This window comes from Bradyrhizobium frederickii, from assembly GCF_004570865.1.
GTDB classification, from domain to species: domain Bacteria; phylum Pseudomonadota; class Alphaproteobacteria; order Rhizobiales; family Xanthobacteraceae; genus Bradyrhizobium; species Bradyrhizobium frederickii.
This window is the reverse complement of sequence record NZ_SPQS01000031.1, coordinates 13,181-36,818: the sequence shown is the minus strand read 5'-3', so window position 1 is coordinate 36,818 and position 23,638 is coordinate 13,181. Positions and strand designations below refer to the sequence as shown.

The window sequence follows — 23,638 nt, the reverse complement described above, 5'->3', positions numbered from 1 at the left end:
GCGCTCAGGTCACCGGCGCCGGATTGAACAGCGTGAGATCGTTGTGAATGCCCCAGCGGTCCGACCATGGCTTGGTGCGGCCGGAGGCGACATCGAGGATCAGGCGGAACAGGTCCCAGCCGCATTCCTCGATGGTCTTCTCGCCGGTGGCGATGCTGCCGGCGTCGAAGTCGATCAGGTCCTTCCAGCGTCGCGCCAGCTCGCTGCGGGTGGCGACCTTGATCACGGGTGCTGCCGCAAGACCGTAAGGCGTGCCGCGGCCGGTGGTGAACACCTGCAGGGTCATGCCGGAGGCGAGCTGCAGCGTGCCGCAGATGAAGTCCGAAGCCGGCGTTGCCGCGAACAGCATGCCCTTCTGCGTCGCCTTCTCGCCGGGCGAGAGCACGCCGGTGATGGCCGACGAGCCCGACTTGACGATCGAGCCGAGCGACTTCTCGACGATGTTGGCGAGGCCGCCCTTCTTGTTGCCGGGCGTGGTGTTGGCGCTGCGGTCGGCGCCGCCGCGGGCGAGATAGGAATCGTACCAGGCCATCTCGCGCACCAGCGCGCGGCCGACATCCTCGTTGATCGCGCGCCGCGTGAGCAACTGGATGGCGTCGCGCACCTCGGTGACCTCGGAGAACATCACGGTCGCGCCGGCGCGCACCAAGAGGTCCGCGGCGAAGCCGACGGCGGGATTGGCGGTGACGCCGGAGAAGGCGTCGCTGCCGCCGCATTGCAGCCCGATGACGAGATCGGAGGCCGGGCAAGTCTCGCGCTTGCGGGCGTTGAGCACCTTCAAGCGGGCCTCGGCCTGGGTCATGATGGCATCGACGATCGCTCCAAAGCCGTCGAAGGCTTCGTCCTGCATCCGCACGATGGCATCGCTGACGCCCTCCGGCACCAGCCGCTCGGGCGCAAGCTTCTCGCAGCCGAGGCCGACGACGAGGATTTCGCCGCCGAAATTCGGGTTGAGCGCGAGATTCTGCAGCGTGCGGATCGGCACTACCGCATCAGGCGCGGTGATGGCGACGCCGCAGCCATAGGCGTGGGTGAGCGGCACGACGTCATCGACGTTCGGGTATTTCGGCAGCAGCTCGGTGCGGATGCGCTTGACCGCATATTCCATCGTGCCTTTGACGCATTGCACGGAGGAGGAGATGCCGAGGATGTTCTTGATGCCGACCGAGCCGTCGGGATTGCGATAGCCCTCGAAGGTGAAGCCTTCGAGCGGCGGCAGTGGGGCGGGGACGGCGGTGGAGATTTCGAGCTTGTCGAGGTCGGGGGCCTCCGGCATGCGGATGCGCGCCTCGTCCACCCATTCGCCGGCGCGGATCGGCGACAATGCGTAGCCGATGATCTCGCCATAGCGGATGATCGGCTGGTCTTGCGCGATGTCGACCAGCGCCGTCTTGTGCCCCTGCGGCACGAAGGCGCGCAGCGTCAGTCCGCTGGCGAAGCGGGAGCCGGCGGGAAGCCCGAAATCATTGACCACGATCGCGACGTTGTCGCGCTCGTTGAGCTTGATGTAGCGGGGCTGCTCTTTCGCTGCGACGTCCTGGTCCATGGAGGACTCCGGGATTTGTAGGGTGGGTTAGCGCAGCGTAACCCACCAATGTCTCGGTCCGCAGAAAAAGAAGAGGTGGGTTACGCTGCGCTAACCCACCCTACGTAGTCAGCCGCTCAGCCCGGGAACGTATAGGCCGTCTTCACCGTCGTGTAGAACTCGCGCGCGTAAGAGCCCTGTTCGCGGGCGCCGTAGCTCGAGCCCTTCCGGCCGCCGAACGGCACGTGATAGTCGACGCCGGCGGTCGGCAGATTGACCATCACCATGCCGGACTCGCTGTTGCGCTTGTAGTGCGAGGCGTATTTCAGGCTGGTGGTGCAGATGCCCGAGGCGAGGCCGAATTCGGTGTCGTTGGAGATCGCGAGGGCCTCTTCGTAGTTCTTGGCGCGGATGACGGCGGCGACGGGGCCGAAGATCTCCTCACGCGCGATGCGCATGTTGTTGTTGGCTTCGGTGAACAGCGCCGGCTGCAGGTAATGGCCGGGGGTCTCGCGCTTGAGCAGCTCGCCGCCGTAGGCGAGCTTGGCGCCCTCGTCCTGGCCGATCTTGATGTAGCGCAGGTCCTGGTCGAGCTGGCTCTGGTCGACGACGGGGCCGATATGCACGCCGGCCTTGAGCGCGTCGTCGACCGACAGGCTGTTCAGGCGCTCGGCCATCGCCGCGACGAAGCGGTCGTGGATGCCTTCGGTGACGATCAGGCGGGAGGAGGCCGTGCAGCGCTGGCCGGTCGAGAAATAGGAGCCGTTGATGGCGACCTCGACGGCGGTCTTGAGGTCGGCGTCGTCGAGCACGACCAGCGGATTCTTGCCGCCCATCTCGAGCTGGAATTTCTTCATCGGGTTGGAGAGCACGCAGGCCTGCGCGATCTTGCGCCCCGTCTGCACCGAGCCGGTGAAGGAGATCGCGGCCACATCCGGGTGATCGAGCAGGGTCTGGCCGACCACCGAGCCGGAGCCGACCACGAGGTTGAACACGCCGGCGGGAATGCCGGAGCGGGTGATGATCTCCGACAGCGCATGCGCCGAGCCGGGCACCAGCTCGGCCGGCTTGAACACCACGGTGTTGCCGTAGCAGAGCGCCGGGGCGATCTTCCAGGCCGGGATCGCGATCGGGAAATTCCAGGGCGTGATCATGCCGACGACGCCCATCGGCTCGCGCGTCAGCTCGACGTCGAGGCCGGGACGCACCGAGGCGCCCTTTTCGCCGATCAGGCGCAGCGCTTCACCGGCGAAGAACGCGAAGATCTGGCCGGCACGGGCGACCTCGCCGATACCTTCCGGCAGGGTCTTGCCTTCCTCGCGCGCGAGCAGGCGGCCGAGCTCTTCCTTGCGGGCGAGGATCTCGAGGGAAATCTTGTTGAGCGCGTCGAAGCGCGCCTGCGGCGTCGATTGCGACCAGGCGGGGAAGGCGGCCTTGGCGGCGGCGATCGCCTTCTCGGTCTGCGCCTTGTCGGCCTTGGCGTATTCGCCGACGACGTCGTTGGTGTTGGAGGGGTTGATGTTCCTGGTGACGCCGGAGCCGTCGACCCATTCGCCGCCGATGAAGTTCTTCAGGATCGCAGTCATCGTTTCCTCCAGAGTGTTTTACCGTACAAGGCAGGGACGCTTGTCGTCGAAGGTCCAGCCGGGGATCAGGTCCTGCATGGCAATAGCGTCATCCCGGGCGCCAAGTCCATGCTGCTTGTAGAGGTCATGCGCGGCATCGATAGCGGCCCTGTCGATTTCGATACCTAGTCCCGGCCGGTCCGGGACCGCAATCTTGCCGCCCTTGATCTGGAGCGGCTCCCTGGTCAGCGCCTGGCCGTCCTGCCAGATCCAATGGGTGTCGATCGCGGTGACCTTGCCGGGGGCGGCGGCGCCGACATGGGTGAACATGGCCAGCGAAATGTCGAAATGGTTGTTGGAGTGCGAGCCCCAGGTCAGGCCGTTGTCGCGGCAGGTCTGGGCGACGCGCACCGAGCCCTGCATGGTCCAGAAATGGGGATCGGCCAGCGGAATGTCCACGGCGCCGAGGCGCAGCGCATGGGACAGCTGGCGCCAATCGGTCGCGATCATGTTGGTCGCGGTGGGCAGCCCCGTGGCGCGGCGGAACTCGGCCATGATCTCGCGGCCTGAGAAGCCCGCCTCGGCGCCGCAGGGGTCCTCGGCATAGGCAAGGATGCCGTGCATGTCCTTGCAGAGGCTGATCGCCTCGTCCAGCAACCAGGCGCCGTTGGGGTCGAGCGTGACGCGGGCGTTCGGGAAGCGCCGGGCGATCGCGGTGACGGCCTCGATCTCCTGCTCGCCGCGCAGCACGCCGCCCTTGAGCTTGAAGTCGGCGAAGCCGTAATGATCGTGGGTCGCTTCCGCGAGCCGCACCACGGTCTCAGGCGTCATCGCCTCCTGATGGCGGAGGTTGAACCATTCCGCCTTGCCGGTCTCGCCCTGGACATAGTTCAGCTTGGATTTGCGCCGGTCGCCGACGAAGAAGAGATAGCCGAGCGTCTCGACGCTGCTGCGCTGCTGGCCTTCGCCGAGCAGCGCGGCGACGGGGAGTCCGAGATGCTGGCCGAGCAGATCGAGGAGAGCGGATTCCACGGCGGTGACCGCGTGGATCATCACGCGGAGATCAAACGTCTGCTTGCCGCGGCCGCCGGCATCGCGATCGGCGAAGGCGGTGCGGATGTCGGCGAGAATGTTGTTCATCGCGCCGACGGTCTTGCCGATCACGAGGTCGCGGGCGTCCTGCAGCGTCTGCCAGATCTTCTGCCCGCCCGGCACCTCGCCGACGCCGGTGTGGCCGGCATTGTCGGTGAGGATGACGATGTTGCGGGTGAAGAACGGCGCGTGGGCGCCGCTCAAATTGAGGAGCATGCTGTCGCGGCCCGCGACCGGGATCACCTGCATCGCCGTGACGACAGGTGCGCCGGCGACCGGCGCGCCGGAAATCTCAGTCAGGGCCATCCTGCGCTCCTCGCTATTGTCGTCCTATTCTGCAGCCTGTTGTGTCGATCGGATGGCGGGCAGATTCTTCACCAGCGCTGTCAGCTCCGCGATCTCCTGCTCGGTGAGGTCGGTGAGCGGCGGGCGGACCGGGCCGGAGTCGCGGCCGATCACCTTCATGCCGGCCTTGATGATCGAGACCGCATAGCCCTTCTTGCGGTTGCGGATCGCGATCAGCGGCAGGATGAAGTTCTTCAGGCCGGCCTGGATCGTGGCGTGGTCGCGTTTGCGAACGGCCGTGTAAAAATTGGTCGCGAATTCCGGCACGAAATTGAACACGGCGGACGAATAGGTCGTCACGCCCATGTCGAGATAGGGCAGCGCAAAAGTCTCCGCGGTCGGCAGGCCGCCGACATAGGTGAGGCGGTCGCCGAGCTTGGTGTAAACGCGGGTCATCAGCTCGATGTCGCCGATGCCGTCCTTGTAGCCGACGAGGTTCGGGCAGCGCTCGGCAAGGCGGGCCAGCGTGTCGGGCTGAAGGATGGCGTTGTCGCGGTTGTAGACGATGACGCCGATCTTCACGGAGGCGCACACCGCCTCGACATGGGCGGCAAGGCCCTCCTGCTCGGAATGGGTGAGATAGGGCGGCAGCAAGAGCAGGCCGTCGGCGCCGGCCTTTTCAGCGCCAACAGCGATCTCGCGGGCGATCGCGGTGCCGTAGCCGGTGCCGGCGAGCACCGGCACGCGGCCCTTGGTCTCCTCGACGGCAACCTTCACGACTTCAGGAACCTCGGTCGGCGTCAGCGAGAAGAACTCGCCGGTGCCGCCGGCGGCGAACAGTCCGGCGACGTCGTAGCCGCACAGCCAGTCCATGTTGGCGCGGTAGGTCGCTTCGTCGAAAGAGTAATCAGCCTTAAACGGCGTGACGGGAAAGGACAGGAGGCCGGATCCGATCTTCTGGGCCATCTCCTGCGGGGTCATCTTGCTCACGGGCGCTGTTCCCTTCGTGCATGTTGTGGAGGACGGGGAGCGCCTTAAAGGCCTGCCTGTCCATGCGCCGTGGTTTAAGAGGCCGTTCGATGCGGGTCCAAGCCAAAGCCTATATCGACCGATGCGGATTGAGCATCAATCCTCCGCCACCTCCGGGGAGGACAGTTCACCGGCGATTTTGACCAGCGCCGAGAGCAGCGGATTCTCGTCGTCGCGGCGCCAGACCATGAACAGCTCGACCGGAACGCGGCCCTTCAGCTTCAGCGGCCGCAGCCGGACGTCGGAGATCTTCAGGCCCGCAGCCGCGGCCGGCACGATGGCAAGGCCGAGGCCGGCGCGGACCATGGCCAGGATCGAGTGGATCTGGCTGAGATGCTGGACATAGCGCGGCAGCACGTCGGCGCGGCTGAATTGCGCCACCAGCAGATCGTGGAAATAGCGGCTCTCATAGGGCGAATACATCACGAAGGGCTGATCGTCGAAATCGTTGATGGTGATGCTGTCGGCATTCGCGAGCGGATGCTTCTTCGGGATCGCGGCGAGCAATGGCTCGGCGACGACGCGGCGGCTGGCGAGCTCGGGCCGCGCGATCGGCGGCCGCAGCAGGCCGGCGTCGATCTGGCCCGAGGTCAGCGCCTCGAACTGATCGCCCGACACCATCTCCTTCAGGGAGAAGTCCACCTCGGGCAGCTTGGCGCGGCAGGCGGCGACCAGCTCGGGCAGGAAGCCATAGGCCGCGGCCGCGGTGAAGCCGATCTTCAACGAGCCCATCTTGCCGAGCGCGATGCGACGGGCGACCTGCGAGGCGCTTTCCGCAAGCTTGAGGATGCGCCGCGCCTCCGGCAGGAAGCTGCGCCCGGCAGGGGTGAGGCGGACCGAGCGGCTGGTGCGCTCCAGAAGCGGCGCATCGATGATGTGCTCGAGCACCTGTATCTGCCGGGACAATGGCGGCTGCGTCATGTTCAGCCGCGCGGCGGCGCGGCCGAAATGCAGTTCCTCCGCCACCGTGACGAAACAGCGGAGCTGGTTGAGGTCGAACATCGATACATGCCTTAGATGAATAAGGCGTTTCCCCGGCACTTCTAGCATCGATCACCTCCAAAAACAAAGACGGCGGCTTTTGAGGGCCGCCGTTGAGTTGCCTGGCCAAGCTCCCATGGGAGCCCTCAGGAGGAACGTTCACGAGTCGTAGAGGCGCACGCCGCGGCATGTCCAAGTTCAAGCGGGTATCGATCGATGCCGTTTTTGGATCGATGGAACGGCAGCCGGGAGACGATGTTGGCGCGAAGAAATCTGCAAGCGACATTGATGCGCGAGACGATGCCGCCCACTCCGCTGTCATTCCCGCGAAGGCGGGAATCCAGTACGCCGCGGCGTCTCAGTTCAATCGCGTCTGTCGCGGAGTACTGGATCGCCCGCCTGCGCAGGCGATGACACCGCGTGTGTGGACGCGCGGTGCGCGCTACTGCCGCCCGCTCGGCAGCAGCTGCGGCAGGAATCCGCGCGTCACGTTCGGCGGCACCGCATCAAGGCCGAGCACGGCACTTGCGGCCGGCAGGGCGGCATCCGCCATCGCGGCGTGGCCTTCCGCGCTCGGATGCACCGCGCCGCCATAGACGGCGGAGAGCACGCCCCAGGTCGCGTCGTGGATGTCGGTCGGCTGGCTCGCGGCCGGCAATCCTTGCGGATAAGTCATCGCGGAAAAATAGCTGTCATTGGCATCGCGGATCCAGCGCGCGCGGGGCAAATAGGCGCGATATTCCGAGGCGCCGCGGCCGCACAGCATCGGTTGGCTCGCTGCGCTCACGATATCGGGATTGAAGCTCTGGCCATTCTCGGCAAAGCAGGTGCGGTCGAATTCTGGATCGTTGCCGGAATGCGCGCAGAAGCCGTGATCGGCGAACGCAGCCTGGTGCGTATCGACGAAGGTCATGCGCTCGGCTTCGGGATCGCGGCACAGCGCGCCGCTTGTGCAGGTGGCGAGCCCCTTCAGCTGCGGCAGGAATTCGGTGTCGACGAAAGTCGAGACGCGGGCGAGCCGCTGCGGGTCGGCGTTAAAGGACGGATGGATGTCGAATCCGGCGCGGCCACCGCGGCAGGGCACGCCGCCCTCTGCGAGCGCGGGGTTGGCGTAGGAGACATAGACCACGCGCGAGAGATCGCCGCCGACCAGCGGCTTCAGTGCCTCGCGCAGCTTGACGAAGTCCTGCGGCAGCTCGCGCGTCAGCGCATCGCGGGAATCGTCGACGCTCGCCATCACGCCGGAGCGGCGGAACAGCGCCCGCTCGGTCGCGGTGTCGACGATGACGTCGGCGACGAGGCCGGAGAAATAGACGTCGTTGGCGCCGACCGACAGCAGCACGAGATCGAGCGTGCGGTCGGGCTGGCGCTTCTTCGCCGCGGTGAGGGCCTCGCGCAGCTCGGCGACCTGCGCGTTCACGCTGGTGTTGCAGACGCCGGTCTTGCCGGGCGGGCACTCGCGGGCGCGCTGCGAGCCGAGCAGGCCATCGTCGATGCTGGCGCCGGTGCAGGCGAGCGGCAGGTAGGTCACCGCAATGTGGGTGTAGCGCACCGCGAGCGCCAACGCGGTGCGCGTCTGGTAGCTGTACAGCGAGCGGTGGCAGGGTGCGTTGAACCAGAGCGCGCTATAGCGTTGCCAGTTCGCGAGCGTATCCGGCGCCTCGCAAGCGCGGCCGCCCTTGAAGCCGTGGCGGCTCGGCCGGTAGTACTGCGCGCCGGCGGTGCCGAGATAGGAGCGGAAGCAGAAGCCTTCGTCGGACAGCGCCAGCGGCCGGTCCGGATTGCCCTCGCCCGAGGCGATGCTGTCGCCGAGGCCGGCGACGAAGATGTCGCGGACCTGGATCTCGGTCTGGACCCGCTGGGTCGGATCGGAGCCGGCGGAGACATCGACCGTCGCAACCGTCTGCTTGCCGTAGCGGACACGCAAGTTGATCGGCTCGGCGCAGTCGAAGGTCGATTGCTGCGGGCCGTCGCCGTCGTCGAACGACCAGGCGCAGGTGGCGCCGACCGGCACCGCGCCCACGAGACGCACGGTGACGGGATGGTCGATCGGGGTGAGGTAGTTTTCCTTGGTGTTGTCGCGGGTGCAGGGCTGGTTGACGCGGCCCTGGAGGTCGATGCAGAGGCGGTTGACCATGTTGCGGGCCCAGCCGCGGCCTTCGCTCTGGAGCTCCAGCGATTGCTCTGCGGCCAGGATGCTGCGGTTACGCGCATTCTCGACATGGAGCAGGAAGTCGCGCTCCTCGCGGAACAGCCGGAAGCGGTTGCGGACCTCCCAAGTGATCTGCAGGGGGCCGGCGTCCTGCGCGCCGGCGCGCTCGGCCGGCAAAACGGTCAAAAGTCCGGCCAGCAGCAGGGCGCTGGCGGAGAGAGTACGGAGCAATCCAGGGATCATGGCCCGCGTCTTCAACGGCAAAGTTGAGGCGGAAATAAGAGAGCATTGCGCCGCCGCCCGCAACCCTTTGGTCCGGGCCGGCTTCTTCAGCGTCTATTGGCCTGCCGCAGCAACCGCTCGCGCTCCATCGGCGTCACCTCCCTGGGCAGATTGGCCTGCGCACAGGCCTCCGCCAGCCGCCGTCGCTCCTGCCAGGGCTCGACCACGTTCATCCACAGCTCGCGCGTGCCCATGATGGAGATGGCGAGGCCGAACGGGATCACGAAATAGAGGATGCGGAATACCAAGAGCGTCGCCAGAAGCTCCTCGCGGCCGAACTCGGGCAGCGCCACCAGCATGGCGGCATCGAACACGCCGATCGAGCCGGGCGCATGGCTGGCAAAGCCGATCAGGGTCGCCAGGATGAACACCACGGCGAGCGACATGAAGTCGATCGGCGGATTGGCTGGCATCAGCAGGTACATGGCCATGGCGCAGAAGCCGAGATCGACCACACCGATCAGGATCTGCACCAGCGTCAGCGGGGCCGAGGGCAGCACCACTTTCCAGCCCTTCTGGCCAAGCTCGCGCCGCTTCTCGCCCATGCACAGCCAGATGAGATAGGCCCCGATCGAGGCAAGGCCGCCGAGCGCGATCAGCCGGTTGATCGACGACGGCAGCTGATCCATCGAGGACGCCGCATCCGGGTGGATCGCAAGGCCGATCGAGAGCACGAAGATGTTACCGAGCCAGAAGGTCAGGCCCGACAGGAAGCAGATCTTGGCGACGTCGATCGCGTTCAGTCCGTAGTCCGAATAGATCCGAAAGCGGATCGCGCCGCCGGTGAAGACGGTGGCGCCGATGTTGTGGCCGATCGAATAGGAGGTGAAGCTGGAGAGTGCCGCGATGCGATAGGGCACGTGCTTCTTGCCGATCGTTCGCAGTGCGAAAAAATCGTAAAAGGTCAGCGTGCAGAACGCGAAAAAGACGCACACCGCCGCGAGCCCGATGCTGCCGCGGGGTATCTCGGTCAACGCCGTCAGGATGACCCCGGTATCGATGCCCTTGAGGGTCCGCACCAGCGTGGTGATCGCGAACGCGATGATGAAGATGCTCGCGGCAACGCCAAGCCGTCGCCAGCCGATCCATCTCTTGAAGCCGCGCTTCAACGCGGGCAGCAGTCCGTGCATTCATCCTCCCGGCGGGGGCAAGACCGACCGGGCCAGGCATGGCCGGTCGGGTGCGATCATGGCCAAAGGCAGGCATCGATCGCTAGGCATGATCCAGCTCATTTAAGGCAAAAACAGCGGCTTGTGCAGCCCTTGACAACAAGAGGTTCTGCGTCGGATCGGAAACTTTGTCATACGCGGTTCACATCGGAGGCGCGTTAAGCATATGAGTCGCGAAACCGCCCGGCTCGCGCGTACGTATGGGGCCCATGATTTCAGATCCCGGCGCCGTCCGCATTGTTCCAGCGCAAAAGCCATACGGGTGTTTCTTGCGGGTGTTTCTTGCGGCTGTTTTTTGGAACGTCGATGTCGCGCGTTCGTTGGGTCTCATCAGCAACCGAACATGGCGGAATGAGCGGCTTTTCGTGCAAGCCGCTGCCTTCGTGTTCCAACCGAAAAAAGGACGGAACGATGGGACTGTTCACAAAAGACATCAAGACCATGAACGACCTGTTCGTGCACCAGCTCCAGGACATCTATTACGCCGAGCAGCAGCTGACCAAGGCGCTGCCGAAGATGGCGAGCAAGGCCACTGACCCGCAGCTGAAACAGGGCTTTTTGACGCACCTCGAGGAAACCAAGCAGCACGTCGCGAGGCTCGAGGAAGTCTTCAAGATGCACGGCGTCGCCGTGAAGGCGGTCGACTGTCCGGCGATCGACGGCATCATCGAGGAAGCCGATGAGACCGCCGGCGAAGTCGCCGACAAGGCGGTGCTCGACGCCGCGCTGATCAACGCGGCGCAGGCCGCCGAACATTACGAGATCGTCCGTTACGGCAGCCTGATCGCCTGGGCCAAGCAGCTCGGCCGCAACGATTGCGCCAGCGTTCTCGCCAAGACGCTCGAGGAGGAAAAGGCGACCGACAAGAAACTGACGAGCCTTGCCGAAAGCAAGGTCAACCTGCGCGCGGCGAGTTGAGGCAACGATAGGTCGACCGATAGGTCAAAGGGCGCCGCGCGGTATCTGCGCGGCGCTTTTGCTTCTGCACCATCTACCGTCATGCCCCGTGACCGCGCTGCTCGGCAGCGTCGAGAAGGCGCGTTCCGACATCGCGGCCGGCGTGATCGGCCTCGGTGCGCCGGCGCGAGGACGAACAATGTGAGCGAACACACACATTTTCCATTCACTATTCCTGGAACAAGCTTGTAGCCGGTTACCGATCGTCCACCTCTGTCGGCTCAAGTGCGGCTCCATAGGGGCCGGCAATGTATCAAGTTCTCTACTGTCTCACCGACGAGCATGATTGGCGACTCGTCGCACTTGGCGGCGCAGTGTGTCTGCTCGCCAGCGCGGCGGCGATCAGCCTGTTTCAGCGCGCACGCGCGGCGCACGGCCCCGGGCGTCTGGCCTGGATTGCCCTGGATGCGTCCGTCAGCGGATGCGGAATCTGGGCGACGCATTTCATCGCGATGCTTGCCTACGGGCCGGGCGGCGCCGGCGCCTACAACATCCCGGTGACAATTCTCTCGTTGATGCTCGCGATCTCCGTGACCTTCGTGGGGCTGAGCATCGCCGTATCGTCCTCGCGCCCGGTGTGGATCGCTCTGGGCGGCGCCATCGTCGGCACTGGTGTCGCGGCGATGCATTACACCGGGATGGCGGCGCTGGAGATGCCGGCACGGGTGCACTGGATCGGAAGCACGGTTGCCGCCTCGGTGCTGTTCGGAATCGTCTTTGCAGCTTTCGCCTTGTTCATCGCCGCGCGGCGCGACGACCTCTCCCATGCGCTGACGGCGACCACCCTGCTGACGGTCGCCATCGTCGCGCATCACTTCACCGCGATGGGCGCGGTGCTGCTGACGCCGGACCCGACGCTCGTGATCGGCGGGCTCTCCATCCCGCCGGCCTCGCTGTCCTTCCTCACTGCCAGCGCTGCGGTCGCGATCATCGCGATTGCGCTCGTGGCCGCGCTGCTCGACCGCCGTGCCAAGGGCGAACTGGGCCGCCAGCAGATCGTGCTGGACAGCGCGCTGGAGAACATGTCGCAGGGCCTGTGCATGTTCGACGCCGACGGCAGGATCATCCTGTTCAACGAGCGCTACGCGGCGATGCTCCGTCGCACCGACATCCTGCTCACCGGCCGCCGGCTGGTCGACGTGCTCAGGGAAGAGCAGGCCAAGGGCCAGTGGCAGGGCGATGCCGATGAATTCTTCGCTCGCCTCGTGGTCGACGCGCGCGAGGGCCGCACCACGACCGACGTCGTCAACCGGTTCGGCCGCTCCATCCGGGTCGTCAACCAGCCGATGCCGGGCGGGGGCTGGGTTGCGACCTTCGAGGACATCACCGAATGGCTGGAGGCGCAGGCCAAGATCTCGCACATGGCCCGCCATGATGCGCTGACCAGCCTGCCGAACCGGGTGCTGTTCCACGAAGAGCTCGAGCAGGGACTGCGTCGGACCAAGTCGGGCGACCAGCTTGCTGTGCTTTGTCTCGATCTCGATCACTTCAAGGACATCAACGACTCGCTCGGCCATCCCATTGGCGATGCGCTGCTCAAGGAGGTCGGCCGCAGGCTCACGGCCACCGTCGGCGAGAACGACACCGTGGCGCGGCTCGGTGGCGACGAGTTCGCCATGGTCCAGATCGGACGTTCCGAGGAAACCGCTGCGAGGTCCCTTGCCGGGCGCCTCGTCGAGGTGATCTCGGCGCCTTACGAGATCGACGGCCATCAGATCGTGATCGGCGTCTCGATCGGCATCTCGCTGTCGCCGCAGGACGGCAGCAATCCGGACGAGCTGTTGAAGAACGCGGACCTTGCGCTCTATCGCGCCAAGGCGGACGGCCGCGGCACCTATCGCTTCTTCGAGACCGGCATGGATGCGCGCGCGCAAGCGCGGCGCCTCTTGGAAATGGATCTGCGTGCGGCGCTGCAGCGCGACGAGTTCGAAGTCTATTATCAGCCGATCCGTGACGTCGCCAGCGGTCGCGTCGTCGCCTTCGAGGCGCTTCTGCGCTGGAATCATCCGCAGCGCGGACTGATCGCACCCATCAGCTTCATTCCGCTCGCCGAGGAGACCGGGCTCATCGTTCAACTCGGCGAGTTCGTGCTGCGCTTCGCCTGCGCCGAGGCGGCCACCTGGCCCGACGACGTCGACGTCGCCGTCAATTTGTCGCCGGTGCAGTTCAAGAGCCCCAACCTGATCGCATCCGTGACCGAAGCGCTGGCTGCTTCGGGACTTGAAGCGCGCCGTCTCGAGCTCGAGATCACCGAATCGGTGCTGCTCCAGAACAGCGAGGCGACGCTGACGACCTTGCACGAATTGCGTGCCATGGGCGTGCGGATCTCACTCGACGATTTTGGCACCGGCTATTCGTCGCTGAGCTATCTGCGCAGCTTCCCGTTCGACAAGATCAAGATCGACCGCTCCTTCGTGTCGGAGCTGGCGACGCGCGAGGATTCCATGGCAATCATCCGTGCAGTGACCGGCCTCGGTCGCAGCCTTGGCATCGTCACCACGGCGGAAGGCGTCGAGAACGACGCGCAGCTCGAGCTGCTTCGGCGCGAGGGCTGCACCCAGGCGCAGGGTTATCTGTTCAGCAAGCCGCGGCCGGCTTCCGATGTGGCGATGATGCTGGAACGGCCGCGGTTGCGGGTGTCCGCCTAGGCTCTAGCCGCGGCGCAGCGCGAAATGGGCGCCGCAAAACGCCATGACGGCGCCGAGGCACAGCGCGGCGAGCCCGGCCAACACGCCCGAAACGGTCGGGATCGGGCTCGGCGCGGACGCCACCTGACCCGCCCCCGCGAGCAGGAGCACGCCGACCGCGATCAGGAACTGCCGCATCCGCTGCGGGATCTGCCCGGACACCGCGCTCTGCATCAACGTCGCGGTGAAATAGCCGCCGGAAAACCCGACCGAGGCGATCAGCCACCAGGCGATCGCCGCGCCCGCGGGGATGAACTCGGCCGTGTCGGAGCGCCAGAGCCCGCCGAGGTCGAGCCCGTAGCGCGCGCCCAGCATATGCACCGCGAGCGCCAGCAGCACGCCGGAGATCATTGCGGCGCCGAGAATCAGACGGCGCGGAAAAAAGGTCGTCTCAACCATGCCTCGCTTGTAGGATGGGCGAGGGCGATCGCGCAAGCGGATCGCGGGCGCGATGGCGCGGACGGGATCGATTGTCGGAATGCAGGGTTCGGAAGCCGAGGCCGCGGCAGTCACGAGCTATGCCTACAAGGCGTCGCTGATCGGCTCGGCGCATCGCTTCGCGCTGACGGAGCAGGGGCTGTCGTGGCACATTGGCGGCAGATCCGGCCTGTGGCCTTATGACGAGCTCAGCGCGATCCGGCTGTCGTTCCGCCCGGTGTCGATGCAGCAGCACCGCTTTCGCGCCGATATCACCCACAGCAGCGGCCGCCGCATCGCGATCCTGTCGACGAGCTGGCAGACCGCCGCGCTGATGGCGCCGCAGGACAACGGCTTTCGCGCCTTCATCGTCGAACTGCATGCGCGGATGGCCAAAGCCGGCAGCCGCGCGGTGCTGACGTCGGGACTCGGCCGCACGGCCTATGCGGCGGTGCTGGCATCCCTGGCGATGCTGACGGTCGCGATGGCGGGCCTGTTGATCCGCGCGCTGGTGATCGACGAGTTCGCCGGCGCGCTGTTCATCCTCGGCTTTGCCGCGCTGTTCGCCTGGCAGGTCGGCGGCTTCGTGCGCCGCAACCAGCCGCGGAGCTATGGCTTCGATCAATTGCCCCGGTCCTTGTTGCCGTAGACCGCTTCTTACTCCGTCGAGTCGAAATCCTCTTCCTTGGTGCCGAGCAGCGACACGATCGTGCGCAGGCCGGAATCGAGCTGCTCGAAGGTGGGCGGGGCGAGGGCGAGGCGCACCGCGTTGGGGGCGTGGCCGTGGGCGATGGCGAAGGTGGAGGACGGCGTCAGGGCGATACCGCGCCGGGCCGCGGCCGCGACGAAGGTCTGCGAGCGCCAGTGCGGCGGCAGCGTCAGCCACAGATGATAGGAGCGCGGGTCGGCGGCGAGCTGGTAGCCGGCGAGCAACCTTGCCGCGGTCTGCTGACGGCGCGAGGCATCGATGCGTTTCAGACGTGTGAGCTCGGCGACGGTGCCGTCGGCCATCAGCCGCTGCCCGGCCGCAAGCGCATGGCCGGAGGTGATCCAGCCGCCGGTGCGGACCGCGCTCATCACGCTCTCGCGCAAGCGCGGCGGCGCCACGAGGATGCCGAGCGCGAGGCCCGGCGCGACCTTCTTGGACAGGCTGTCGATCACGATGCAGCGGTCCGGGCCCAGCGCGGCCAGCGGCGTGTCGTCGGCGAGAAAGCCGTAGACCGCGTCCTCGATGATGGTGAGGTCGAGCTTTTCGGCGACACGCATGATGTCGGCGCGCCGCGTCGCGTTCATTGTGACGCCGAGCGGGTTCTGGATGATGGGCTGCAGATACAGTGCCGACAGATGCGCCTCGCGATGCGCCTTCTGGATCGCATCGGGCCGTGCGCCGAACTCGTCCATCGGAATCGGGACCAGCGTGATGCCGAGCCGCGCCGCGATGCTCTTGACGTAAGGATAGGTCAGCGCCTCGACGCCGCAGCGGCCGCCGGTGGGAACGAGCGCGGCGAGCGCGGCCGCGAGCGATTGCTTGCCGTTGGCGGTGAACACGATCTGCTCGGCCTGCGGCGCGAAATCCTTGCGCGCGAGATAGGCGGCGGCCGCGTTGCGCGCGCTCTTGGTGCCGGTGCTGGTCGAGACGCGCAGCGCGGATTCGAGCGCATCGACGCGCTCGAGCCCGGCAAGGCTCTTGGCGATCATCGCCCATTGCTGCGGCAGCAGCGGGTAGTTGACCTCGAAATTGATGCGCGCCTCGGCCGGCTCTCTCAGCGTCTCGACCTCGCGCCTGATATCGCCGGAGATGAAGGTGCCGCGGCCGACCTCGCCGACCACGAGGCCGCGGCGAAGCAATTCGGTATAAACCCGGCTCGCGGTCGAGACCGCGATGCCGCGGTCATAGGCAAAATTGCGCTGCGGCGGCAGCCGGTCGCCGGGCCTTAACGTGCCGTTAGAGATATCCGAGGCAATGGCATCGGCAAGCTTCACGTACTCGAACTTGGACATTATTGCACCGAGAGCAATGTTTTACTTGCTCCGAGCAGTGTACTGAAGCATTTAAGTTCCATCAAGGTCCGCGATTGAGCCGAGGAGAGCGAGAGCAATCCGAGGGCAAATGAGGTGCAGGCGCTCACAAGCGTCCGCGCCAACGACATTTGCTTCGCCGCGCGGAACGACAGGCCGGAGAAGAAAAATGACCACGATCTCGCAAACTGCCGGGCGGAGCTTTCGCCCATCCTCCTCGGGCGGCTTTTTCAGCACGCTCGCCAACGCCGCCTATGCGCTGTTCGACCGCCTGGAGCGCCGCTCCGCCGTCAAGACGCTGAACGAGCTCGACGACCGCGCCCTGCGCGACATCGGGATCACGCGCAGCCAGATCGAGGACGCGGTCTACGGACAGGTCAGGACCGAGCTGACGCGGTATCTGTGAGCTGACCAAGCTGTGTCCCGGACGGCGCTGCAACGCTCTTGGCATTGCGGCGTAGAGCGGGACCCAGCAGGCACGGCACTCGCTGCGACATGGGCCCCGGCTCTGCAGCGCATCGTCGAAGGGACGCTGCGCTGCGTCCGGGGCACGAGAGCGGGGTGTTGCGCACGAAAGCGGAAGCAATCCAGAATCTCTCCGCAGGACAGTATCAATTCCGTCATCCTGAGGTGCGAGGCGTGCGATGCGAATGCATCGCATGCTGAGCCTCGAAGGATGAACGGCCGAGCTGGTGCGGCGGGGCCGTCGCCCTTCGAGGCTTGCTCTGCGACGCTATCGCGCCGCAGCGCGCGCACCTCAGGGTGACGGTGATGCATAGGGTTTGCAACGTACTCGCCTCATGCGGACGCAGCGTCGCGTCCTCGCGGCATATCTTGCCCGAGCTTTGCCTGGTCGTCTCACCCTCATCAATTGAAAGAGGGCGCAGGGAAGACCGGGTGCCGGCCGGGCACCCACGGTCCACTGTGCGAAAGCGTGTGCTTAAGAAAAGCTGCACAGCGGCATACAGGTGGAGCCAAACATCCGGCCTTCCCTGCGCAGTGGTTTTACGGCTTATGTCGTGCTCTCCCCGGGGAGCGATGCACTATTGCCCCCGTCGCCTTGCGGCTGATCGATGCGCGTGCCCGGTCGGGCCGCCGCATCACCGCAAGACTTGACGCCAGACCCCGGGGCGTCAGGACCACACGATTTTGCCGTACGCCGATCGCACCGGTCGTGTGCGCGAGAGGTTTCGCTCACGGCTCTCCGCCCTGCAAAACGCTTCGCGCCGATGCCATCGGCGTCCACCGCCGCCCCGCCCGCGTTCGTGACGATCGCGATACGCCCCTCTTCCTTGGGCCGGGTTGCCGCGACACATACGTCAATTCCGAATTTCGGTAAAGTAGAATGTTTTTGGCGGCGCGGATTGACCCACCGCTCGGGTGTTTTGCCCGTCGGGCAGCGCAAGGAATTGTGGCCTCGGTGCCGGAAGGCGCTTGGGAATCACGTCTGGTTGCGGGGCGGTCCCGGCGAGGGGCCCGCCGCCACAAGCAAAAGCGCCGCCCGCTTGAAATGAAGCGCAGGCGGCGGCTGATCAGCCCCGGGAGGGTGAGAGTAAAATCCCGATACCAGTTGGTCTCTACGGAGGCGGCGTAGGTTCAGCCTGTTGGAGCTGAAGCCCTACCGTGGCGCCAATAGTCCCGGCGAGGTCAGCCACTTGTTGACCTCTCCGGCAGCATCGATCTGCCCGGCCTTTCGCAAAAGCTCCGTGCGGCGGATACCAGCGGGCATCCCTTTGGCCTGCTGGCGAAGGTTGAGTGCTTCTTGCGCCAGGCGATATTCGAATGTCGATGATGGTTCTGGGGATCGTCGAGCCAAGATTTTCATGCTCCGCTGCGGGGGTAAGCGGGAGCGCAACTCGCGTTCACACCACCGATAGATGCTACGGGCCGCTCGGCGGTGCCGAGACAATGCGACTTTATCTGCTGGATAGCGAGCGCTTTATTTCGTTTCCGCGCAGGAACTGTCTGTGGAACTCAGCAGCCGCGGCAAATAGTCTTCAGCTTCGCGGCGGTTCGGGCTTCTTCCGCAAGAAATGGATCTTTGTAGCCTGACGATGAGCCGATGCGGGCTTCGGCGGGACTTGTCATTTTGGGCGGAAATGCCGCATCGTAACAGGAGAGGCGCGCGCTGGTGCTTTCGATCGCACGGCAGTTCGGCTCCGCGGCAGACGTCGCGACCGTGGATGCGCCCAGTGCCGCTGCCAGCAAGAGTGCTGTGGTCCAAGTGCCCGTGATCCATGTGCTTGTGATCCAAGTGCTCGTAATCCAAGTGCTCGTTCGAGCCGTCGTCATGCTGAGCACTCCGTATTCACTTGGTTCTGCTCGCCCAGGTCGGACGCTCGCCGGTCCAGGCCGGAAGAGCATCCCATTCGGACCAGCGCATCCTGCGCTCCTCGTCGCCGACCCTCACGAAAACAAAGGGAGCATCGTCCCGACCTGTCTTCGAACCCACGAAAACCGCCGGAACGCCGTAGGCATCTCTGATGATTGCCGTGTTTGCCATTCCCGCCTCCTGTCTCGGCTCGCGTCTCTGGCCGCGTCTTGGCTGAAGCCGCGCCCCACGTTTTGGCGCAGGTCAATCGAACGGACCTGCCGCTAGAGAACGGCCACGATCGCGATCAGCAGCACGAGGAAAATAGGCACCAGCAAAGGTGGCACCAGCCACTCACGAATGTCGAATCTGACCAAATCGGACATCTGACCGCCTGCTTTAGGGTGGAGGCGGGAGCGCGATGCTCTCAGTCACCGATAACAGCCAGGAAGCGCGCGGTGATGCCGGGCTTGTAGCACCCACCTTGCCAATTAGCGAGGTCAATCTCGTCCGTCTTGCTGCGCGCAATTGACCCGGACCGGCGGCTCACACCAGTTCATCGGTCCACACCTTGAAGCTGATGAGCTCGCCCGGTCCGAAAATATGAACAATCGGAACATCCGCCGCATCGCGGCCCTGGGCGATCAGCACGCGGCCGATGCGCGGCGTGTTGTTGCGTGCATCGAAGGTGTACCAGCGGCCGCCGAGGTAGGCATCGAACCAACCTGCAAAGTCGCCGGGGGCGTGCGGCGGCGGAATGCCGATGTCGCCGAGATAGCCGGTGCAGTAGCGCGCTGGAATGTTCATGCAGCGGCAGAACGCGATGGCGAGGTGCGCATAGTCGCGGCAGACGCCCTTCCGCTCGTTGAAGGCCTCCCATGCCGTCATGGTCGCCCGCGCGTGCTCGTATCCGAAGGCGATGTGATGGTGAACGAAATCGCAGATCGCCTGGACGCGCGGCCAGCCGGGCGCCGTTTTCTCGAACAGCTTCCACGCGATGTCGGAAAGCCGATCTGTTTCGCAATACCTGCTGCCGAGCAAATAGAGCAGGGTGTCCGATGGAAGATCCTCGACCGCGTGCTGCGCAGCTGAAGGAACGATCACATCGGGCAAGCCGCTGTCGCGCACCGTTCCGTCGGCAGTAAGGCGCATGCGGCCGGGCGGCGCGACGATCCGGCTGCACCAGTTCCCGAAGCTGTCGCGGTAGGGCGTGATCGGAACAGAAGGCGAGGTGATGAGGTGATCCGGCACGACAACATCGGATGCCCGCGTGAAATGCGTTCCGACCATCGCAATCAATGGCGTGACTTGCGGGAAGTCGTAGACCATGTCGAAGCCGACCCGGATCTGCATGCTTAGGCCTCGGCTCCAACTGCGCTGACCGGAATTGGCCGCCGCATGAGTCGTGTCGGCTCGAACTCAGGTCGGCATCGCTGCGACAGTCCGGTCTGCGTCGTCGCTGAAGAGAAGATGGCTATGAGCCAGCCGAATGCAATGCCAAGCGGCGCTATGCCTGCCTGTGGACAAGGATCGCGACGGGGACGAGGGCGATGACCTTCCGCGCGGTCAGCCTGTCCAACTGCGCCGCCCCTCGGGTGTCCCGGACGCGCTGCAACGCCCTTGCGTTGCTGCGCAGAGCCGGGACCCAGGAAGCCGCGGCGCGTGCTGATGCATGGACCCCGGCTCTGCAGCGCACCGCTGAAGAGGCGCTGCGCTGCGTCCGGGGCACGAGACCATCGGTTGCGCACGCGCTGCCTCCAGGATCATGCTTTAGTGCCTCACGACCAGCACCGAGCATTTGGCGTAGCGCACGACGTGGCCGGCGTTGGAGCCGAGGAAATAGGTGCGCATCGCCGGCCGGTGCGAGGTCATCACGATCAAATCGGCCTTCATCTGCGCGGCTTCCTCCAGAATCTCGTGGTAGATGCCGCCCTGGCGCACCACGCTGGAGATCCGCCCCCGCTCGATGCCGGATTCGCGCGCGACGATGGCGAGCGCCTCTTCCGAGGTCTGGCGCTGCTGCTCGTCGAAATCGGCCGGCACGTATTCGGCCAGCATCACCGGCGTCATCGGCAGCACGTTGAGCAGCCGCACCGTGCCGCTCCAGGTCTGCGACAGCGTTGCCGCGGTCGCGATCGCCGGCTTGGCCAGATCGGTGTCGGCGAGGTCGATGGGCACGAGGATGGACTTGAACATCTGCGCCTCCAAATCTTCGGCCCTTGATCGCGTTAGGTCGGCCGGCCGAGACGGCGGGCCACGCATCTCATCCCGATCGAAGCAGCTTGGGGCTGGTGAACAGCACCAGTTTGCCGCGGCGGTAGGCCACGTCAGCCCAATCCTTGACGTCAAAGTCGAAGATCGCAAGTCCCGAAGTGGGCAGATTGTCGGCAAGCGCCTTGGCGCCGGCCGGATCGCCGCCGCCCATCAGCATGAGCGCGGCCTCGTGCATGCCGGGATTATGGGCGACCAGCAGCAATCGCTTCGGGTTGGCCGGGGCCGTTGCAGTGCGAATGGAGTCCAGGATCTGCGCGGGATCGGCGCCATAGAGTTCCGGCAGGATCTCGACCTGCGGCGCCGGGACGCGGTCCTTCATCGCCTCCCAGGCGATGTCCCAGGTCTGCCGCGCCCGGACGGCGTGCGACACCAGCACGGTATCGGGGAAGGGCGGATGGTTGGCGATCCAGTCACCGATCCGGGCAGCATCCCTGTGGCCGCGCTCGTCGAGCCGGCGGTCCTGGTCACGGCCGCTCGGCGCGTCAGTCTCGGTCTTGGCGTGACGCAGCAACATCAAACGGCGCATGGCATTCTCGAATCGTTCCCCGTCCAGAATAATCTACAGGCGCCGGTTGAGGACAAGGTGACAGGCGCCCGGTGGGTCCTTTAATAAGAAAACGGCATGAGCGAGACTTACACAAGCGTGTCCCAGGACGAAGCCGGCTTTCGCGACCGCGCGCGGCTGTCGTTCGACCTTGACGCCGACATCTGCGTCATCGGTGCGGGGCTGGCCGGGCTCACCGTCGCGCTGGAGGCGGCCCGGTTAGGGGCCAGCGTCGCGGTGCTCGAGGGCCGTCACATCGGCTGGAACGCGTCCGGCAACCAGCTCGGCACGGTGATGCCGGGCTTTGCGTTGCCGCTCACCGATCTGATCGAGCGCATCGGCTTCGAGGACGCACGTGAATTGTGGACGCTGTCGAAGCAGGGCGCCGAGTTCGTCCGGGCCAACGCCACGGAAGAGAACATGCCGGGAATCGCCAGAAGCGAGGGCGTGCTGGAGGTCTCGAACGTCGATGCCGGCGACCGGCTGATCAGCCGGTTGCAGATGCTGAACGAGGATTTCGACACCGAGGTCGAAGGCTGGCAGCTCGATCGCGTCCGCGAGGTGCTCAAGACCGATCGTTATTTCCACGGCGTGTATTATCCCAGGGCTTTCCAGGTCGACGGCCGCAAATATGTGCACGGCCTCGCGGGGCTGGCGCGGCGGGCCGGCGCCCGCATCTTCGAGGACACGCCGGTCGTCAGCATCGATCATTCCGGCATCCGCAAACGCATCGTCACGCCCTCGGCGCGGCTGCGCGCCACCCACATCGTGCTCGCGGGCAACATCCATCTCGGCGCGCCCTTGAGACGCTTGTCGGAGACGCTGCTGCCGGTCTGGCGCTATGCCGGAATCACCGCGCCGCTCGGCGAGCGCGTGCATGAGATCATCGCCTTCAAGGGATCGGTGATGGATACCGACGGTGTCGATCATTTCCGCATCGTCGACGGCGACCGGCTGATGTGGGAGAGCCCGGAGACCACCTGGGCCGCGCGTCCGCAGCGCTTCGCAGGCGCCGTCAGACGGCGGATCCGCACGATCTTTCCAGCGCTCAGTAATGTCGAGGTCACGGACATGTTCGGCGGCGCCACCGGCCAGACCGTGCACGGCATGCCGCAGATCGGCCAGTTGCGCAAAGGCCTGTGGGTGGCGAGCGGATTCGGCCGCCAGGGCATGAACACTTCGGCCATGGCCGGGCAGATGATCGCGCGCAGCATCCTGCGGGGCGACGAGCGCTGGAAGCTGTTCTCGCCGTTCGAGCTGGTCTGGGCGGGCGGGGCCACCGGACGGGTCGCAGGCCAATTGGTCGGGATCTGGGGCAGGGCGAGTTCCGCCGCCGCGGGCTCGCTCGCCCGCTATCGCGAGCGTGCCAGGGTCAAGGATCGCCAGCGCGAGGCGCGTCTTGCCGAAGCCAACCGGGCCGCCGGCACCGGCCCGCGCCGCCCGCCGCCCGGCGTCAGGCCGCGGCTGGCCCCGGCGCCGAGACCCGCGGTCCAAGCGGAAGATCGGGCGGGGGAACCGGCCGCGCACGAGGCCGATGTTTCGCGCTAAAGCGCGATGCGCTTAGGATGAGACGTCATCGCGCTTTAGGTTGTTGTTTGAGCATGATCTTTTCGGAAAACCGCTGCGCACTTTTCCGGATCATGCTTTAGACCCGCGAAAAATTCCGCCCGAACGTGTAACTTCGGCCGTTCAAGCCCGTATCTCAGGGCGTGGAGCTCCCGCACGGAGAATGAGATGTTTGACCGCCGCATCCTGTTGACGACTGCCGCCGGCCTGTTTGGCCTTGGGGCCTTCCGCTGGCTGAGGGGAACGCCTGCCGAGGCCGGCCAGAAGACTGCGGAAAAGTTCGAGATTACGAAGACGGAGGCTGAATGGCGCGCCCAGCTCACGCCGCAGCAATATGAGATCCTGCGCAATCACGGCACCGAGCGGCCGGGCTCCAGCCCGCTGCTGAAGGAGCATCGCAAGGGCATCTTCGCCTGCGCCGGCTGCGACCTTCCGCTGTTCGCGTCCGAGACCAAATTCGAGAGCGGCACCGGCTGGCCGAGCTTCTATGCGCCGATCGAGGGCAATGTCGGCAAGACCGAGGACCGCGCCTACGGCATGGTTCGCACCGAGGTGCATTGCCGGCGCTGCGGCGGCCATCTCGGCCACGTCTTCGACGACGGTCCAAAGCCGACCGGATTGCGCTATTGCATCGACGGTTTCGGGCTGGTCTTCCATCCCGCGGCGGCGTCGGCTACGTAAGGAAGGCCCGGCAATTGTTGCCGGTCCCGGCAATTGTGCCCCGGTCGTCAGGCCGGGGCTTTTTCATTAAGCCTTTGATTTCATGAGAAGACCCGCATTGGC

Annotated in this window: 21 protein-coding genes; 7 read left to right on the top strand and 14 right to left on the bottom strand. The window is 65.6% G+C overall.

The features are described from left to right. Window positions 1-4: 4 nt before the first annotated feature. From garD to E4K64_RS34455, 8 genes are all read right to left on the bottom strand, one after another. A complete protein-coding gene (garD, locus tag E4K64_RS34490) occupies window positions 5-1,546 on the bottom strand; it encodes a galactarate dehydratase (RefSeq protein WP_135167331.1) in 1,542 nt (513 codons plus the stop codon). Between the two features lie 116 nt (window positions 1,547-1,662). Then, window positions 1,663-3,111, bottom strand: a complete 1,449-nt coding sequence (locus E4K64_RS34485; RefSeq protein ID WP_135167330.1) for an aldehyde dehydrogenase family protein — start codon at window positions 3,109-3,111, stop codon at window positions 1,663-1,665. 18 nt (window positions 3,112-3,129) lie between these two features. Continuing rightward, window positions 3,130-4,488: a glucarate dehydratase gene (gudD, locus tag E4K64_RS34480; protein WP_135167329.1), complete on the bottom strand. Its 1,359-nt coding sequence runs from the start codon at window positions 4,486-4,488 to the stop codon at window positions 3,130-3,132. Window positions 4,489-4,512: 24 nt separating this feature from the next. Next, the gene (gene kdgD, locus E4K64_RS34475) at window positions 4,513-5,457 is read right to left on the bottom strand and encodes a 5-dehydro-4-deoxyglucarate dehydratase (RefSeq protein ID WP_135167328.1); all 945 of its coding nucleotides are present in this window, start codon (window positions 5,455-5,457) and stop codon (window positions 4,513-4,515) included. Window positions 5,458-5,592: 135 nt separating this feature from the next. Then, on the bottom strand, window positions 5,593-6,498 hold the full coding sequence (locus tag E4K64_RS34470) for a LysR family transcriptional regulator (RefSeq protein ID WP_135167327.1): 906 nt from the start codon (window positions 6,496-6,498) through the stop codon (window positions 5,593-5,595). A 421-nt stretch (window positions 6,499-6,919) separates the two neighbouring features. Further along, on the bottom strand, window positions 6,920-8,872 hold the full coding sequence (locus E4K64_RS34465; protein WP_135167326.1) for an SGNH/GDSL hydrolase family protein: 1,953 nt from the start codon (window positions 8,870-8,872) through the stop codon (window positions 6,920-6,922). A gap of 86 nt (window positions 8,873-8,958) precedes the next feature. After that, complete coding sequence (locus tag E4K64_RS34460; protein ID WP_135167325.1) at window positions 8,959-10,041, bottom strand: lysylphosphatidylglycerol synthase transmembrane domain-containing protein; 1,083 nt, start codon at window positions 10,039-10,041, stop codon at window positions 8,959-8,961. 254 nt (window positions 10,042-10,295) lie between these two features. Beyond that, window positions 10,296-10,505 (bottom strand): hypothetical protein, encoded by a 210-nt coding sequence (locus tag E4K64_RS34455; RefSeq protein WP_135167324.1) that lies wholly within the window; start codon window positions 10,503-10,505, stop codon window positions 10,296-10,298. On the opposite strand from E4K64_RS34455, the gene E4K64_RS34450 reads away from it, so the two are divergent. Then, window positions 10,492-10,998: a YciE/YciF ferroxidase family protein gene (locus E4K64_RS34450; protein WP_126255827.1), complete on the top strand. Its 507-nt coding sequence runs from the start codon at window positions 10,492-10,494 to the stop codon at window positions 10,996-10,998. The genes E4K64_RS34455 and E4K64_RS34450 overlap by 14 nt on opposite strands. A gap of 287 nt (window positions 10,999-11,285) precedes the next feature. Next, on the top strand, window positions 11,286-13,685 hold the full coding sequence (locus E4K64_RS34445) for a bifunctional diguanylate cyclase/phosphodiesterase (RefSeq protein WP_135167323.1): 2,400 nt from the start codon (window positions 11,286-11,288) through the stop codon (window positions 13,683-13,685). Between the two features lie 3 nt (window positions 13,686-13,688). On the opposite strand, the gene E4K64_RS34440 is transcribed toward E4K64_RS34445, so the two are convergent. After that, a complete protein-coding gene (locus E4K64_RS34440) occupies window positions 13,689-14,123 on the bottom strand; it encodes a hypothetical protein (protein ID WP_135167322.1) in 435 nt (144 codons plus the stop codon). Window positions 14,124-14,202: 79 nt separating this feature from the next. Here E4K64_RS34440 and E4K64_RS34435 point away from each other — a divergent pair, with 79 nt between their 5' ends. Further along, the gene (locus tag E4K64_RS34435) at window positions 14,203-14,790 is read left to right on the top strand and encodes a hypothetical protein (RefSeq protein ID WP_135167321.1); all 588 of its coding nucleotides are present in this window, start codon (window positions 14,203-14,205) and stop codon (window positions 14,788-14,790) included. Window positions 14,791-14,798: 8 nt separating this feature from the next. Here the strand turns inward: E4K64_RS34435 and E4K64_RS34430 are convergent, their stop codons facing one another. Continuing rightward, window positions 14,799-16,142 carry an aminotransferase-like domain-containing protein gene (locus E4K64_RS34430; protein WP_135167320.1) on the bottom strand — a complete coding sequence of 448 codons (1,344 nt, stop codon included), beginning with the start codon at window positions 16,140-16,142 and terminating at the stop codon, window positions 14,799-14,801. 187 nt (window positions 16,143-16,329) lie between these two features. On the opposite strand from E4K64_RS34430, the gene E4K64_RS34425 reads away from it, so the two are divergent. Then, on the top strand, window positions 16,330-16,566 hold the full coding sequence (locus E4K64_RS34425) for a DUF1127 domain-containing protein (protein WP_164718393.1): 237 nt from the start codon (window positions 16,330-16,332) through the stop codon (window positions 16,564-16,566). 1,376 nt (window positions 16,567-17,942) lie between these two features. Continuing rightward, window positions 17,943-18,212 carry a hypothetical protein gene (locus E4K64_RS40700; RefSeq protein ID WP_167772413.1) on the top strand — a complete coding sequence of 90 codons (270 nt, stop codon included), beginning with the start codon at window positions 17,943-17,945 and terminating at the stop codon, window positions 18,210-18,212. A 256-nt stretch (window positions 18,213-18,468) separates the two neighbouring features. On the opposite strand, the gene E4K64_RS34405 is transcribed toward E4K64_RS40700, so the two are convergent. From E4K64_RS34405 to E4K64_RS34390, 4 genes are all read right to left on the bottom strand, one after another. After that, entirely contained in the window at window positions 18,469-18,663 is a 195-nt protein-coding gene (locus tag E4K64_RS34405) for a hypothetical protein (RefSeq protein WP_126262056.1), read from the bottom strand. A 354-nt stretch (window positions 18,664-19,017) separates the two neighbouring features. Then, a complete protein-coding gene (locus tag E4K64_RS34400; RefSeq protein ID WP_135167317.1) occupies window positions 19,018-19,824 on the bottom strand; it encodes a transglutaminase-like domain-containing protein in 807 nt (268 codons plus the stop codon). 417 nt (window positions 19,825-20,241) lie between these two features. After that, on the bottom strand, window positions 20,242-20,667 hold the full coding sequence (locus tag E4K64_RS34395; protein ID WP_135167316.1) for a universal stress protein: 426 nt from the start codon (window positions 20,665-20,667) through the stop codon (window positions 20,242-20,244). A gap of 67 nt (window positions 20,668-20,734) precedes the next feature. Then, window positions 20,735-21,271 (bottom strand): SixA phosphatase family protein, encoded by a 537-nt coding sequence (locus E4K64_RS34390; protein WP_135167315.1) that lies wholly within the window; start codon window positions 21,269-21,271, stop codon window positions 20,735-20,737. A 96-nt stretch (window positions 21,272-21,367) separates the two neighbouring features. Here E4K64_RS34390 and E4K64_RS34385 point away from each other — a divergent pair, with 96 nt between their 5' ends. Further along, complete coding sequence (locus E4K64_RS34385) at window positions 21,368-22,837, top strand: NAD(P)/FAD-dependent oxidoreductase (protein WP_135167314.1); 1,470 nt, start codon at window positions 21,368-21,370, stop codon at window positions 22,835-22,837. Window positions 22,838-23,023: 186 nt separating this feature from the next. After that, the gene (gene msrB, locus E4K64_RS34380; protein WP_135167313.1) at window positions 23,024-23,536 is read left to right on the top strand and encodes a peptide-methionine (R)-S-oxide reductase MsrB; all 513 of its coding nucleotides are present in this window, start codon (window positions 23,024-23,026) and stop codon (window positions 23,534-23,536) included. Window positions 23,537-23,638 lie beyond the last annotated feature (102 nt).